The following is a 14,944-nucleotide window of genomic DNA, read 5'->3' on the forward strand; positions in this document are numbered from 1 at the left end:
GGTTCGGTTGGAAGAATTCTGGCGCTTTCGTTGGGTTCGTCAATGTGTTCTTCGCTGCATTTTTGGCACTTTTTGAAGTGTGATTTTTGAGCTTCAAGCCCCTTGCTGGGAGCACAAGAAGCAATACAATTACATCTGCTGAAATGTCGTTACGGCATCATCAACGTCCTGCTGCAGCCTTGGGCTGACCCCTTCAGGACTGGTGAGGGTCACCTACCCCTTTGATGCCGTCACCCATGCACAGATGGGCCGGATCAGGCCTCGGGGACTCTGGAAAGGTTCGCAGCATGGCTGGGAATTTCCACTGGCCGCAGCCGAGTACCTACTCGACCGTTTGGGTTCACGTTTTCGGGTTGAAGACGAACTGTTGCGTTGGCTGGACTGGCATCGTCATCCACTGCCACCGCTTCCTCGTCACCGGGAGCTGATGGCTCGTGCCGACCTGGATCAGCCCCTAGCGGATGGCCGTGTACCGCTGCCACATCAACGGTCGGGTGCTCGTTGGTTGCTGGCACGTCGCGGAGCCTTGCTGGCTGATGAGATGGGTCTTGGAAAGACGCTCACGTCGCTATTGGCGGCTCGCGCACTGATGCGTGCCGTCCCTCTGCGCTTGATGGTGATCGCTCCTGTGGGACTTCATCCCCACTGGCAGCGCGAAGTCGAGTCTCTCGATCTCGAGTGCACACTGCACAGTTGGGCCCGGTTGCCGGCCGACCTTCCGGAAGCTGGAACACTTCTGGTGGTTGATGAAGCTCATTTCGCCCAGTCGCTTCAGGCTCAGCGAACCCAGGCCCTGTTGCGATTGGCCCGCCATCCGCGGCTGCGGGCGGTGTGGATGCTGACGGGCACACCCATTCGCAATGGTCGACCGATTCAGTTTTTTCCGCTACTGGCGGCCATGGATCATCCACTGGCTCGTGATCAGCGTTCCTTTGAGGAGATCTTTTGCCAAGGACACTGGACTGAGCAGGGTGGTCGGCGACGCTGGCGTGCCGATGGTGCAAGTCGTCTGGAGGAATTGCGGCGCCTCACTCGACCATTGGTTTTGCATCGATGCAAGCAGCAGGTGCTGGGTCTTCCCGCCAAACAGCGCCGCTGCCATGGCATTGCACTGGCTACCGATCAGGCGTTGGGATTCGATCACCGCCTGCGTCTTGTGGTGGAGGACTATCGCCGACGCGTTCAGCTCGGCGAAGTGCGTTCGGATGCTGAATCACTGGCTGTGCTCACCTCCCTGCGCATGATTGCGGCCGAATTCAAGCTCCCCGCTGCTCAGGCGCTTGTGGAGCAGTTGCGTGCCGATGGTCAGGCGATCGTGCTGTTCAGCTCCTTCGTGTCACCGCTGCAGCTCCTGCAGGAGCGGCTGGGTGGTGTTCTGTTAACCGGTCGGCAAAAACCGGAACAGCGACAGGCTGCAGTCGATCATTTTCAGGCTGGTGGAACCGACCTGCTTTTGGCGACCTATGGCTGCGGAGGGTTGGGATTCACACTGCATCGGGCACGTCAGGTTGTGCTTCTGGAGCGTCCCTGGACTCCAGGCGATGTTGACCAGGCTGAGGATCGTTGCCATCGCATCGGCATGGATGGTGGGCTGACCAGCCATTGGCTTCAGCTTGGTCTGGCCGATCAACTTGTGGATGGTCTGGTGGCGAGCAAAGCTGACAAGATCGAGTTGCTGCTGGGTCCCCGTCGCATCAATGTGGATCGTCAGCCGTTGCCGGCGCTGGTGGCTCGATGTTTGCAGGATTGCTGACGAACCTCTAGCTCGTGCTTGAGCAGAGGGTCTTTGGATTTGTTCCGGCTATTCAGCAGGGAGATTGCCTGGCTCACATCAGCGCAAGCCTCATCATCACGCCCCATGAGGGTCTGGATCAGTGACCTGTCGGTCAGCGGCACTGGATTGTCAGGGTGACTTGCCACAACCGCATTGCACTGCTCTAGGGCTTTGTCCAGTCGCTCCAGATTGAGGTTTTCAAGGCAACTGGATGTTGTCACCTGGGGACTTGGTGACGCAGCTTGAGGACTCTCGGCCTTCTTGCAGGCCTGGATCGTGAGCAGCAGAACACCAATCAGGAGAGCCGACTGCGGCCATGTGGAACGCCAATCGGCTCGCGCAGGCCTAAGCAATGACAAAGGTTTCAGTAGCTGTAACGATCATCAGCATCCCAGTCCGTTGAAGTCTCGCTATTGGAATCACTGCTCGTGATTGAGCTCTGACGAGTGGCTCTTGAGGACTTCTTGGAGGTTTTGTCTCCGAACAGATCTCCGAGATAACGACCGCAATCCGGATAGCTGCCCGGTTCCTCTACCACGGTTTCGGTGATCATCACCGCCGCATGCTTCGGAGATGTTTTGAACACTCCACTGCTTTGACGCTTGATCAAGGCATAGGAGGCTTCGAAGCTCACGGCGTGACTATTGCCGTTGCTGCGCATGTAGCAATAAACCTGAGCGCCTTTTTTTGAGTCGGCGCTGGCCGCCTCCACAGGTGCAGCTACGAGCAGCATCCCCGCCAGAGGCAGCAGGACGGCGAGGCGGGTGCGGAGGCTGGCCATGGATGGACAGAAAAGGCGATATACGTCAACGTATCGGCTCGCGTTTGGCTGTCCAGAGGTGAATCAGGAATTGCCCAGTCCGAGAGGGGTGAGCAGTTTCACCACCAGTGGCAGGACCAGAAGCACGGTGATCAGTCGTACGGCATGCAGTGCCGCAACAGCGGCGCCAACTCCGTAATCCTCTCCGACCAGGCTCATACCACTGATTCCACCGGGCGCTGCTCCCAGCAGGGTGATGAGCGGGTCGACACCAAGCAGACGACTGGTCCACAAACCAATCACTAGACCTGTCATCACCAGCGTGAGCGTGATCAGCACCGCAGGCTTCCAGAGTTGTTGCAGCTGCTCAAGAGAGGTTCGCGTCAGTCCGGTGCCGATCACAGTCCCGATTCCGATTTGAAGAGCGGTGCGTGTACCGGGCGGCCATGCGGCAACTTCAACGCGTCCGCTCATGCTCACAACTGCAGCACCGATCAGTGCGCCCGCAAGCGGTGCTGCGGGAATTCCAGTTTTCATGGCGAGCAGTCCCATGCCAGTGCCGGCCAGGGCATACACCAGCAGGGTCATCAGAGAAGGCATGGCACCCGCAGGCAGCAGATCTCTCAGTTTGAAGGCAGAGCGGGATGGCCTTATTGCACTGCTCTTGAGAGTTGGCCACCCATGTGTTGTCATCAGGCCAACACTCGCCTGTCTTCGGATGACTCAGTCTGTGTCCTTCCGCATCACCCGTACGGCGGAAGATGTCGCCCAGATGCTCAACGCCTTGTCGCAGCGCTTGGTGAAGCTTGAACAGAGGCTCGAGAGTCTGGAACTGCAGGTCCGTCAGCAGCGCAGCGAGGCAGAAACCATGCCTGCTGAAGAACGGCAGCGCCTCGATGACGTGGACCAACTGCTGCTTGATTGCCAGGAGTTGCTCAACAGCACTGAGCTGAGTTCGGATGCGGCTTCCGACTCTGCAGGAGCGTTGTCTCAGCCTTCTATGAGTGAGTCTGAATACGAGGCTGAAGCTGCATAAAGCTGGTCACAGGTGGCAAAATAAAAAGAAAGCCGACCATGGCATCCACCACTTTTTCAACCTCTGGTCCTCGCAATACAGGCAACAGCCGTTGTTCCCACGCTCCAGGTTCACCCGGATTGTCGTCTGCGAATTGCAGCGGTTTCTTTGAAGGTGGCCATCAGCTTGAAAAGCTTGAATTCGCTTTAGCTGTAGCCATTACCAGAGGTGATCGATCAAGGTCTGATCAGTTGCGTGCTCAGATCGCGGATCTGGGCGGCAATATCGAAGAACCAGGCACTTGAGTTGTGATTGCTTCTGTCGACATGAAACGGGCTTGAGACGCAAGAAGCCCGAGTTCAAATATTTGGACTCTTCGCTTTTTTGTGAATTGATATTTTCCGCGACCATTTGATATTATTCATGCAATTATTGCATTGTCGCTTTGACGACGTTGTTGAAATCTGCTGTACCTCTTCAATCCGTGGAGCCTGATCGCGAACAACTGCTCATCCGAGCACGCCAATGGTTTGATCAAGCGCGCGCTCAGGCAAACGAAGGAAATACTGCTGGATCAGCCCAACTGATCTTGAGAGCTCTCAATCATGAACGCAGAGCCGGTAGCGTTGGCCCACAGGTTATTCAACTGATTAAACCAAGAGCTTCAACATCCAATTGGGGTAGTCGAAGTTAGAAAATTATTGTTCATCAATTTATAAAGCGGGTGACCGGATTTGAACCGGCGACGTTCAGCTTGGGAAGCTGACATTCTACCGCTGAATTACACCCGCACTCAAATATTCTATCTCATTCTGGAAACTTCTCAATAGTCATTCTGGCTTTTCACTGACTCAAAATCTCTGAGGCTGCACTCAACCCAGCACCCATTGAGCCCTTGTGCAGACCGAGTGATTGCAAAACTGATTCGATTGCTGCCACTGCCGTTAGCACGTCTCTGTCACAGATAAATCCAAGATGTCCGATCCGGAAGACTTTGCCCTTGAGATGATCCTGACCGCCTGCGAGCAGGATGTCGTAGCGGTCTTTAACAGCCTTGCGTAGCTGTTCCGCATCAATGCCATCCGGTGCCACAGCCGTGATGGCAGGACTGCCATACCCTTCCGCGGCGAACAGTGGCAGACCGATCGCCTTCATGGCTGCATGGGAAGCTGCCCGGTGCCTGGAATGGCGAGCAAAAATTGCCTCCAAGCCTTCGGTTTGCATCATCCCCAGCGCTGCTTCCAGTGCGAAGTAGAGATTCACTGCTGGAGTGAAGGGGTTGCTGTTCTTGGCGGCTGTTTTTCGATAAGGGCCAAGGTCCAGGTAGAACTTCGGGAGATCGGAGCGTTCATAGGCCTTCCAAGCTCGATCGCTCATGGCAACGAAGCTCAGGCCAGGGGGCATCATGTATCCCTTTTGGGAGCCGGAGGCGACAACGTCTAGGCCCCAGGCATCCATTGGCACGTTCGCGGCTCCAAGGCTTGTGACGCAGTCCGCAATGGTGAGAGCCGTGCCGTGGGTTTTGACATGGCCACTAATGGTCTCAAGGTCATTGATCACTCCGGTGGAGGTTTCGGAGTGGGTGAGGATCACTGCCTTGATTGATTTGGTCGTGTCGGCTTCCAGTGCGCTGCGAAAGGTGTCTGGATTGAGTGGTTGACCCCACTCGGCTTTGATCACTTCCACATCCAGGCCGTAGGCCCGCGCCACTTTCACCCAGCGTTCGCCGAACTTGCCGTTGTCACCACAGAGCACCTTGTCTCCGCGGCTGAGTGTGTTGATGATTCCCGCCTCCATGGCGGCGGTACCGCTACCGGTGATGACCAGCACATCGCTGTTGGTTTGATGCAGCCAGCGCAGCTGTGTATTGGTGCGTTCCACCACGGCTTGGAATTCGCTGCTTCGATGGCCGATCGGGTGGCGGCCCATGGCCTTGAGTACTGTTTCGGGCACCGGGGTGGGTCCCGGGATCATCAGGGTGAGCTTGTCCTGCACGGGCTCGATGGGTGCCAATCGTCCATCCTAAAAAATGATCTGCAGGGTTTCCCATCGCCACAACGTCTGCCGATTCAGGATCCGGGCTGACCCTGCCTGTTTGGGTGGCGGCTGCGGCGCGAGCTGCGGCGCTTGTTCTTGCTGGATCCGCAGCGCCCACGAGCGTTGATCTCAGGATTCCTGCTGAACAGGGGCTGCGTCGTGTGGAGCTGCATGCGGCCTCGCTGCTGGATGGTGGTGACAAGGCACTGGCGATCAGCATCTGCGATCCCGGAGCTGGATTGGATCTCACCCGCGGCCTGGAGATCTGGGTGCTTGTGAGCCTTCGCTCCCCTGGGGAGGGATTGCAGATCCACGCAGGCGAGGGCGTTGGTCGGCTGGAGCAAGACGGGTCACTGTGTATTTCAGGTTTCGCCCGTGAGTTGCTTGAGCTCAATCTCAGCGATCTGTTGCCGGTTTTGGGTGGCCTTGATGTTGAGGTGGTGTTTCCCCGCGGACGGGAGTTGGCATTGCGCACCAGCAATTCAGCTTTCGGTGTGGTTGAGGGTCTCGCGTTGATTGGCACGCAGGCTGAGGTGCAGACCAGCGCTTCCCCTGATCAGTTGCAGTTGGCTCGTGAGCGGTTGCGTGAGCTCACTGATCAGAACGGTTTCGCAGGTCGGTTGACGCTTGTCATTGGTGAAAACGGTTTGGATCTGGCTGAGCAGCTGGGACTGTCTGATCAGCAGCCGCTACTGAAGTCAGGAAACTGGATCGGCCCCTTGTTGGTGGCTGCTGCTGAATCCGGAGTGCGGCAGCTGCTCGTGCTCGGATATCACGGAAAACTGATCAAATTGGCGGGTGGGATCTTTCACACCCATCACCACCTCGCTGATGCACGTCTTGAAGTGTTGGCTGCTCTGGCCGTGCAGCAGGGCCTCGATCTGGAATCCATTCGCGCCATGCTTCAAACCGCTTCGATGGAACAGGCCTGGTGTTGGTTGCAAGCCCATGATCTGGAGCAGGCTATGGGTCTCTGGATGGCCGTGGCTGAGGCGGTAGAAGGCAGGAGTGAGGCTTATCTGAAGCGCTATGGCTGCACCGGCATGCGAATTGGGGCAGCTTTGTTCAACCGCGATCGTCAGCTGCGTTGGGCAGGGCCTGAAGGTCTACTGATGCTTCGGCATTGCGGCGTTCAACTGCATCCTTTGGCTGCTGATTCAGGTCAAGGCCCTTCTCTACGCTGATTCATTGGCGGCCGATTTCGCGGCCTACCGTTCCACGGCTTTCGTGCGAGATGTCCCAGGTTCCGATTGAAGGTCCGCGTCAGCCGGCCATCGTCATTCTTGATTTCGGCTCCCAGTACTCCGAACTGATTGCCCGCCGGGTGCGAGAGACCGAGGTGTTCTCCGTGGTGCTGGGCTACAGCACATCCGTTGAAGAGCTGCGTCAAATCGCGCCTAAGGGGATCATCCTCAGCGGTGGCCCAAGTTCGGTGTACGCCGACGGTGCTCCCCTCTGTGATCCACAGATCTGGTCGATGGGGATTCCGGTTCTCGGCGTTTGTTACGGCATGCAGCTGATGGTGCAGCAGTTGGGCGGTCGTGTGGTGGCAGCCACCGGTAAAGCGGAGTACGGCAAAGCACCGCTTGAAGTGGACGATCCCACGGACTTACTCACCAATGTGGATAACGGCTCCACGATGTGGATGAGTCATGGGGATTCGGTGGAGGCGCTGCCGAAGGGATTCGTGCGTCTTGCCCATACGGCCAACACACCTGAGGCGGCCGTTGCCAACCATGATCGCCAGTTGTACGGCGTGCAGTTCCATCCCGAGGTGGTCCATTCCACCTGCGGCATGGCGATGATTCGTAATTTCGTTTATCACATTTGCGGTTGCGAGCCTGACTGGACGACAGCAACGTTCATTGAGGAAGCTGTTAAGCAGATCCGCGATCAGGTCGGTGACAAGAGGGTGTTGCTCGCTCTCTCAGGTGGCGTGGATTCATCAACCCTGGCCTTTTTGCTCAAGAAGGCCATTGGTGATCAGCTCACCTGCATGTTCATTGATCAGGGCTTCATGCGGAAGGGCGAGCCTGAGTTCCTGATGGACTTCTTCGACCGCAAGTTCAATATTCACGTCGAGTACATCAAGGCTCGGCAACGATTCCTGACCAAGCTCAAGGACGTCACGGACCCCGAGCAGAAACGCAAGATCATCGGCACCGAATTCATCCGTGTGTTTGAAGAGGAGAGTCGTCGCCTCGGTCCTTTTGATTACCTGGCCCAGGGCACGCTCTATCCAGATGTGATCGAGAGTGCAGGAACCAACGTTGACCCCAAGACCGGGGAGCGGGTTGCCGTGAAGATCAAGAGCCACCACAACGTGGGTGGCCTTCCCAAGGATCTTCAGTTCAAGTTGGTGGAACCGCTTCGCAAGCTGTTCAAAGACGAAGTGCGCAAGGTGGGTCGCTCACTTGGACTTCCTGAGGAGATCGTGCGTCGTCATCCCTTCCCTGGTCCGGGTCTGGCCATTCGCATCCTTGGCGAAGTCACAGCTGAGAAGCTCGACTGCCTGCGTGATGCTGACCTGATCGTGCGTGAAGAGGTTAAGGAGGCTGGCCTGTATCACGACATCTGGCAGGCCTTCGCTGTTCTGTTACCTGTGCGATCGGTGGGGGTGATGGGTGACAAGCGCACCTATGCCTGGCCGATTGTGCTCCGATGCGTGTCCAGTGAAGACGGTATGACCGCTGACTGGTCGCGCTTGCCCTACGACCTGATGGAGACCATTTCCAATCGCATTGTCAATGAGGTGAAAGGTGTGAACCGTGTGGTGCTGGATATCACCAGCAAGCCTCCGGGCACCATCGAGTGGGAATAGCTCAGGCTTTGAAATCCAGCACTGGCTGGCTCATGGCTGAGTCAGTTGCTTTTTTGCCAGTCCAAGTTGGCCCTCGACGGGAGTATCAAGGAGTGCCTTCAGGGGGCTGGTAGGCCGTTGCCAGCGCCGATAACCTTGGCCCCCGGCTTCAAGGATGTGACCGCTGCCCAACAGCAGGACCAGCAACTGCAGCGACGTCTCCAGCAGGACAGCATCCAGCTTGCTGGCAAGACCGTTTACATCAATCCGTTTCTCTACTGGCGACGCTTCGACAGCAACACCGATCGCTGGTTGCGCGAGCCTGGACAGTTGAATGAGGATCAGATCCAGCAGAATCGCGGCCGTTTCTATCCAGAGTTGGAGTGGGCTCTGCTGGATCCCTCCGATCAGGAGATCAAGGATGGCGCGGTGGAGATGTTCCTGAAAAGTCTGGAACTGATCGGAACGTTTCATCCCGAGCTCACGTCAGGCCAGCTGCTTGAGGTCGAGCGCAAGATGGCGATCACCAAGAAGCGGTCCTTCGAGCGCTGGGTGGAGAAGTCGTACCGAAGGCGGGTACGACTTCAAAGCCGGGAGAAGCGTCGGTTTGCCCGGGATCGCTTCTGGCGTGGCTGGTCTGAGTGGATTGCCCTCGAGACCACGCATCATGCTTTGGTTCCGATCGTGGCGATTGTTGTGCTGTCCGGTGTGATCGGCTGGTCATTGGGGTCCTCTCGTTCAGCCTGTCCGACACTTGTTCTCCCTTCGGAGCAGACTGGACTTCGTTGAATCATTAGGCCCGCCTCTATGGCCGATAGCCAACCACTTGATTCGCTGCGCCTGGCGCTGATGCAGGAGGTTCTACCGATGGGTCTGGCGTTTGTCGATCGCGTCCGCACGGATGGCCCTGCCAAGGCTGTTGAGTCGGTCGCCAGAGGGGATGATCCCCTTGGCGATCTGCGAGAGCAGGGTGAAGCCGCGGCTCGGGAGGTTCGTGAACGCTTGGATCAGATCAGCCCCGGGCTGGGAAATCCTGTGATGTCTGTGCAGGTGGAGGTGGATGAGCCTGTGGCGCCGCAAGACAGTCTCGATTCGGATCACAGTGACGCGTCGCAGTTGCAGGACGTTCTGGCACGGATTGATGGGCGTCTGCAGCGGTTGGATGCGCTGATGAACAAGGTGAGTTGACTGGGATGGCGGGTTCTGGTTCCTCGCAACGGGATGGTCAGCGTCAGAGCGGTTTGCGTCAGCAGCCACTGGTGCTTTTGGCGCTCGTTCTGCTGGTGAGTGCGGCGATGGTCTCCCGCCTGGTGTGGCTTCAGGTGCTTGAGGGGTCCCGCTACCGCGAACTGGCTGATGAGAATCGCATTCGCCTTGTTCCTCGTTCACCGACACGAGGACGGCTGCTGGATCGCAAAGGGCGGGTGTTGGCCTCCAGCAAATTGACCTACTCCCTTTATGTCGAGCCTCGCTTGGTGGACGATGCCAGCTGGCCAGACCTGCGCGATCGCCTGGCCAGCTTGCTGAGTCTTGATGCGGCCGTTCTGGATCAGCGCCGCGGCAGCGGACAGGCACGGGACGGTTATCGCATCAATTTGGCTACCGATCTGAAGCCGGAGCAGGTTCTGCGTTTCCGTGAACAGTCGCAGGGGTTGAAGGGGGCCCAGGTGGATGTGGACATCCTGCGCTTCTACCCTCACGGCACCCTGGCGGCTCATGCCCTGGGCTATACCCAGCCCATCACGGAGCAGGAATACAAGACCCTCGCCGACAAGGGATACAAAATCCGAGATCGCATCGGGCGCATCGGTGTGGAGGCAGCCTACGAAACCCATCTTCGCGGTGCCTGGGGTGGGCAGATGCTCGAGGTGAATGCCATGGGCGAGGTGCAGCGTCATCTTGGCGACCGGCCTTCGGTTGCCGGCAAGGACCTCAAGCTCACGCTGGATCTGGATCTACAGAAGGCAGCGGAGCAGGCTTTGGCCGACAAGCCTGGTGGTGCGATCGTCGCGATGGATCCCAGCAATGGCGCCCTTCTTGCTCTGGCCAGCAAGCCCACATTCGATCCCAATTTCTTCTCCAAGCTCGTCACCACCCAGAAGGAGTACGACGCACTCTTTTCCAATCCGAAAAAGCCTTTGCTCAGCCGGTCCATGAATGCTTATGACCCCGGCAGCACCTGGAAGGCTGTGACGGCGATGGCCGGCATGGAGTCCGGCAAGTTTCCTGCTGATACGCAACTCAACACCACCGCCTGCATCACTTACGGAGGTCATTGCTTTCCTGATCACAACGGTGCCGGCTTTGGCCGTATCGGCTATGCCGATGCGTTGCGTTTTTCCAGCAACACCTTTTTCTACCAAGTGGGTGTTGGCTCAGGATCCCTTGCGTTGAAGAAAGCGGCGGATGCGCTGGGCTTTCAACAGAAGACCGGCATCGAGATCGGTTGGGAGGAAAGTGTGGGGCTCGTGGGTGATGAAGACTGGGCGGCGGCCGGTCGTGGCTGGGCCGACCCCGGAACGACCCCTTGGATTCCGGAAGACATGGCCAGTGCTTCCATCGGGCAGTCGGTGGTTCAGATCACGCCCCTCCAGTTGGCCAGGGCCTATTCCGTGTTCGCCAATGGTGGCTGGCTGGTCACCCCCCATCTGGCAGATCAGGGGCTCGACTGGACTGACCCTGCTCGGCGCACAAAAGTCGATATCAAACCATCCACGCTCAACAAGATCCGCGAGGGTCTGCGCAAGGTGGTGTCTGATGGCACCGGTTATGGATTGAACGGTCCTGGGATTCCACCGGCCGGAGGCAAGACAGGAACTGCAGAAGACAGCACCGGCGGACCGGACCATGCCTGGTTCGCCACGTACGCGCCCTATCCAGAGGGGAAGATCGTGATCGTGGCCTTTGCCCAGAACACACCTGGCGGCGGATCAGTGCACGCCCTGCCGATGGCCAAAAAGGTAATGGAGGTCTGGAACCGCACCCGCGGCAAGCAATGAGTCAGGCGGCAGCGCTCAGTTGCTGCTTCTGGAGAACGTTGCGGTAGTAGCCGCGCAATTGTTCCGTTGCACCTGCCCAGCCCCAGCGTTCTGCTTCGTCTCTAGCGGCTCTGCGCAGTGACTGGCGTTCGATGTCATTGCCGAGTAGGCGACGCGTGGCTGTGATCAGGCTGGAAGCACCTCCATCGTTGCCGTCGGGTTCATAGAGACAGCCATTCACGCCGTCGGTGATGATGTCGGGAATGCCGCCGCGGTTGGCTCCAACCACCGGGCAACCGGCTGCCATGGCTTCCAGCAGCACCAGTCCGAGAGTTTCCGTGCTGGAGGGGAAGAGGAAAGCATCACCGCATGCATAGGCGCTTGCCAGCTCTTCGCCGGCTAGGTAGCCCACAAATGTGGTGGCCGTGCCTTCAAAATGTTTTTCCAGTTGCTGGCGGTGGGGTCCGTCACCGACCAGCGCCAGACGAGCATCGGGCAGAGCTTCGAGCACAGGTTTGATCCGCTCGATCTGCTTCTCGGCCGAGAGCCGGCCCACGTAGAGCAGCAGAGCTCCGCGGTCGTCTTGATCGCCCATCAAGCGTTGGCGCATTGCATTGCTGCGCAGCTCAGGACTGAACAGTTCGGTGTCCACCCCGCGCTGCCAGAGATCCGTGTGCTGGATTCCCTTGTCACTCAGCTCCTGAACCATGGCGGTGGAGGTGCACAGATTCAGAAGGGCCTGGTTGTGGGCGGCTTTCAGCAGTTCCCACAGCAATGGCTCGAGCATGCCCATGCCGTAGTGCTCGAGGTACTTGGGCAGATGGGTGTGATAGCTGGCAACCAGCGGGATTGATTTGGTCTTGGCGAGCCAGATGCCCCCGAGCCCCAGCACCGCTGGATTCACAACATGAATGAGGTCTGGCGCGAAGCTGTCGATCGCTTCGGAGACAGCTGGCCGTGGCAGAGCCAGCTTCAGCTCCGGATAGAGCGGTAGAGGCATGGCGGGCACACCGATCAGGCGGGCACCCATGTACTCCTCCGGACAGCCTTCTGGACAGAACACCATCACCTCATCGCCGGCGTCCACCAGATGCTTCACCGTTTTGGTGAGGCGGGTGACGATGCCGTCGACCTTGGGCAGAAAGGTTTCGGTGAAGAAGGCGATTTTCAAGGGAAGGGCCTGATCAGGAGGCGGAGCCGATGGCTTGGGCCTGGGTTTTGGTCCAGGCAGAGGTGCAGAGGATGCGGTTGCGATCGCAGCGATCGGCGTAACGGGTGGCGATTTCCACCACTTCCTTCAACAGACCGTCATCGAGTGTGGTGGGGTTGAGCCCGAGCTCAATGAAACAACGGTTGTCAACGATCAGGTCGTTTTCAACGGCTTCGTTGCGGGGATTGGGCAGGTTGTTCACCTTGGCTCCAGTGAGGGCTGCAACTTTCTTGGCCAGTTCACCCACCTGGTGGCTTTCGGTCATCTGGTTGAAGATCTTGACCCGTTCGCCTTGTTCTGGAGGGTTATCCAGGGCCAGCTGGACGCAGCGCACGGAGTCGCGGATGTGAATGAACGCGCGTGTCTGGCCCCCAGTGCCGTGCACGGTCAGTGGATAGCCAATGGCCGCCTGCATCAGGAAGCGATTGAGCACCGTTCCGTAGTCGCCGTCGTAATCAAAACGATTGGTCAGCCGTGGGTCGCGATCGGTTGCGTCTGTGTTCGTGCCCCAGACGATGCCCTGATGCAGGTCGGTGATGCGGACCTTGTCGTTCTTGTTGTAATAGAGGAAGAGCAGCTGATCCAGCGTCTTGGTCATGTGATAGACGCTGCCAGGGCTTGCCGGGTGGAGGATTTCCTCCTCGAAGCGACTGCCGTCGGGCTGGGGGACTTCCACTTTCAGGTAGCCCTCTGGGATGGTGGCGCCTCTGTGGGAGCCGTATCCGTAGACGCCCATGGTTCCTAGGTGGACCACATGAATGTCTTGGCCGGATTCCACGATGGCGGCTAACAGGTTGTGGGTTCCGTTGACGTTGTTGTCGACCGTGTAGCGCTTGGTCGCGCTGCTTTTCATCGAATAGGGAGCTGCGCGCTGTTCAGCGAAGTGCACGACCGCCTCAGGCTTCTCCTGGTTGAGTAGATCCACCAGGCGCTCGTACTCGTGGGCGATATCCATGTGCACGAAGCGCATGGGCTTGCCGCCGATCTCTTCCCAGGCTTTGAGGCGATCACCGATGTTGGCAATCGGTGTGAGCGATTCAACCTCCAGGTCGATGTCGATCTTGCGCCGACTCAGGTTGTCCACGATCACAACATCGTGGCCCTGATCCGCCAAATTCACGGCGCAGGGCCAGCCGCAGAAGCCGTCACCACCGAGAACGAGAACTTTCACCCCAAACTCCTGCTGAAGCGTGCGAGCCGCCAATGAGGTGCAAGCTACTACAGGGTTTTCAGCTGATCGCCACGGTTAGGGCCATCAGTGCCACCACCAGCACTGAGCCGCTGATGATCAACGCTCTGGAGGCACTGCTGCGGCTGGTTTCCTTGGCCATGACCTCCATGCGGGGCTCTTTGGCAAAGGCATTCAGACGTCCACCGTCTTCGGTTGTGACCTGCATGGGTCCATTGTGACTGGACGGACCTTATGAGTGCAATTGCTTAATGACCTCATTTATGTCGCTTGCTTCATGTCACTTCACCAGTCTTTACTTGACCAGGCCGGTGGTCGGAGAGCTGGCACTGGCTTGTTCGAGTTTTGGCAGTCGGCCAGAAAGGTAAGCAGTGCGGCCCGCTTGAACCGCCTGACCCATCGCTTCAGCCATCGCCGCAGGGTTGCCCGCTAGGGCAATGGCGCTGTTGACCAAGACGGCATCGGCGCCCATTTCCAGAGCGGCGGCGGCTTCACTGGGGACCCCGATCCCGGCATCCACAACGACTGGAACACCGGCGTTCTCGATGATGAGCGCGATGTTTGATGCGTTGCGCAGCCCCTGTCCAGATCCGATCGGTGAACCCAGGGGCATCACTGTTGCGCAGCCCACCTCTTCAAGCCGTTGGGCGAGCAGCGGATCGGCATTGATGTAGGGCAGCACTGTGAATCCCTCCTTCACAAGCTGTTCAGCAGCCTCAAGAGTTCCGAAGGGATCCGGCAAAAGGTGCCGGCTGTCGGGAATCACCTCCAGCTTCACGAACGTGTTGTCTTCCTGGCCTGCCAGCTTGGCCAGCTCGCGGCCCAGCCTGGCCACACGCACGGCTTCATCCGCGTTGGCACAGCCAGCGGTGTTGGGCAGCATCCAGATGCGTTTCCAGTCGATGGCATCCATCAGGCCGGCGTGGCCGGCTGCCACGGTCTGCACACGCCTGACGGCCACGGTCACCATGTCGCAATCGGAGCGAACGAGGCTTTGCTGCATCGCTTCCAGATTCGGATACTTGCCCGTGCCGGTGAACAGCCTGCTGTTGAACTGCCGACCACCGATCAGAAGTGGGTCGGTGTTGGACGGGGTCGAAGCCATTGAAGGAGCTGCGGACTAGTGGGGAACCGGATCGGAAGTCGAACAGGCCACGGTTGAGGGACCTACCCTGCGGCCA

15 protein-coding genes and 1 tRNA gene are annotated in these 14,944 nt (G+C 58.4%); 7 read left to right on the top strand and 9 right to left on the bottom strand.

What is annotated here, in order from left to right; translation table 11 throughout:
* The first annotated feature begins 244 nt into the window (after positions 1–244).
* A complete protein-coding gene (locus SynMITS9220_RS00190) occupies positions 245–1,753 on the top strand; it encodes a DEAD/DEAH box helicase (protein ID WP_186991660.1) in 1,509 nt (502 codons plus the stop codon).
* On the opposite strand, the gene SynMITS9220_RS00195 is transcribed toward SynMITS9220_RS00190, so the two are convergent.
* The 3 genes from SynMITS9220_RS00195 to SynMITS9220_RS00205 form a co-directional block, all read right to left on the bottom strand.
* Positions 1,708–2,127 (bottom strand): hypothetical protein, encoded by a 420-nt coding sequence (locus SynMITS9220_RS00195; RefSeq protein ID WP_186989885.1) that lies wholly within the window; start codon positions 2,125–2,127, stop codon positions 1,708–1,710. The two genes, SynMITS9220_RS00190 and SynMITS9220_RS00195, sit on opposite strands and share 46 nt — an antisense overlap.
* Before the next feature lie 11 nt (positions 2,128–2,138).
* Positions 2,139–2,555 carry a DUF6554 family protein gene (locus tag SynMITS9220_RS00200; protein ID WP_186989888.1) on the bottom strand — a complete coding sequence of 139 codons (417 nt, stop codon included), beginning with the start codon at positions 2,553–2,555 and terminating at the stop codon, positions 2,139–2,141.
* Between the two features lie 63 nt (positions 2,556–2,618).
* On the bottom strand, positions 2,619–3,134 hold the full coding sequence (locus SynMITS9220_RS00205) for an AbrB family transcriptional regulator (protein WP_067093408.1): 516 nt from the start codon (positions 3,132–3,134) through the stop codon (positions 2,619–2,621).
* 118 nt (positions 3,135–3,252) lie between these two features.
* Between SynMITS9220_RS00205 and SynMITS9220_RS00210 the strand changes: the two genes are divergently transcribed.
* Positions 3,253–3,570: a chemotaxis protein gene (locus SynMITS9220_RS00210; protein WP_186989892.1), complete on the top strand. Its 318-nt coding sequence runs from the start codon at positions 3,253–3,255 to the stop codon at positions 3,568–3,570.
* Between the two features lie 698 nt (positions 3,571–4,268).
* Here the strand turns inward: SynMITS9220_RS00210 and SynMITS9220_RS00215 are convergent.
* Positions 4,269–4,340, bottom strand: a tRNA-Gly gene (locus tag SynMITS9220_RS00215).
* Between the two features lie 52 nt (positions 4,341–4,392).
* Positions 4,393–5,544, bottom strand: coding sequence for an alanine--glyoxylate aminotransferase family protein (locus tag SynMITS9220_RS00220; protein WP_186991665.1), 1,152 nt, complete (start codon positions 5,542–5,544; stop codon positions 4,393–4,395).
* Positions 5,545–5,597: 53 nt separating this feature from the next.
* Here SynMITS9220_RS00220 and cbiD point away from each other — a divergent pair, with 53 nt between their 5' ends.
* The 5 genes from cbiD (at position 5,598) to mrdA (ending at position 11,385) form a co-directional block, all read left to right on the top strand.
* Entirely contained in the window at positions 5,598–6,770 is a 1,173-nt protein-coding gene (gene cbiD / locus SynMITS9220_RS00225; RefSeq protein WP_186991663.1) for a cobalt-precorrin-5B (C(1))-methyltransferase CbiD, read from the top strand.
* Between the two features lie 50 nt (positions 6,771–6,820).
* A complete protein-coding gene (guaA, locus tag SynMITS9220_RS00230; RefSeq protein WP_186989894.1) occupies positions 6,821–8,407 on the top strand; it encodes a glutamine-hydrolyzing GMP synthase in 1,587 nt (528 codons plus the stop codon).
* Between the two features lie 156 nt (positions 8,408–8,563).
* Positions 8,564–9,175, top strand: a complete 612-nt coding sequence (locus tag SynMITS9220_RS00235; protein WP_067093757.1) for a hypothetical protein — start codon at positions 8,564–8,566, stop codon at positions 9,173–9,175.
* Between the two features lie 18 nt (positions 9,176–9,193).
* On the top strand, positions 9,194–9,574 hold the full coding sequence (locus SynMITS9220_RS00240) for a hypothetical protein (protein WP_186989896.1): 381 nt from the start codon (positions 9,194–9,196) through the stop codon (positions 9,572–9,574).
* A 5-nt stretch (positions 9,575–9,579) separates the two neighbouring features.
* Positions 9,580–11,385 (top strand): penicillin-binding protein 2, encoded by a 1,806-nt coding sequence (gene mrdA, locus SynMITS9220_RS00245; RefSeq protein ID WP_186989898.1) that lies wholly within the window; start codon positions 9,580–9,582, stop codon positions 11,383–11,385.
* 1 nt (position 11,386) lies between these two features.
* Here mrdA and SynMITS9220_RS00250 read toward each other — a convergent pair whose 3' ends face one another.
* The 4 genes from SynMITS9220_RS00250 to SynMITS9220_RS00265 form a co-directional block, all read right to left on the bottom strand.
* Entirely contained in the window at positions 11,387–12,535 is a 1,149-nt protein-coding gene (locus SynMITS9220_RS00250; RefSeq protein ID WP_186989900.1) for a glycosyltransferase family 1 protein, read from the bottom strand.
* Between the two features lie 13 nt (positions 12,536–12,548).
* Entirely contained in the window at positions 12,549–13,745 is a 1,197-nt protein-coding gene (locus tag SynMITS9220_RS00255) for an NAD-dependent epimerase/dehydratase family protein (RefSeq protein WP_186989902.1), read from the bottom strand.
* A gap of 58 nt (positions 13,746–13,803) precedes the next feature.
* Positions 13,804–13,971, bottom strand: a complete 168-nt coding sequence (gene psb34, locus SynMITS9220_RS00260) for a photosystem II assembly protein Psb34 (RefSeq protein ID WP_067093401.1) — start codon at positions 13,969–13,971, stop codon at positions 13,804–13,806.
* An 87-nt stretch (positions 13,972–14,058) separates the two neighbouring features.
* Positions 14,059–14,868, bottom strand: a complete 810-nt coding sequence (locus SynMITS9220_RS00265; protein ID WP_115125913.1) for a thiazole synthase — start codon at positions 14,866–14,868, stop codon at positions 14,059–14,061.
* Positions 14,869–14,944 lie beyond the last annotated feature (76 nt).

This window comes from Synechococcus sp. MIT S9220, from assembly GCF_014304815.1.
Classification (GTDB): domain Bacteria; phylum Cyanobacteriota; class Cyanobacteriia; order PCC-6307; family Cyanobiaceae; genus Synechococcus_C.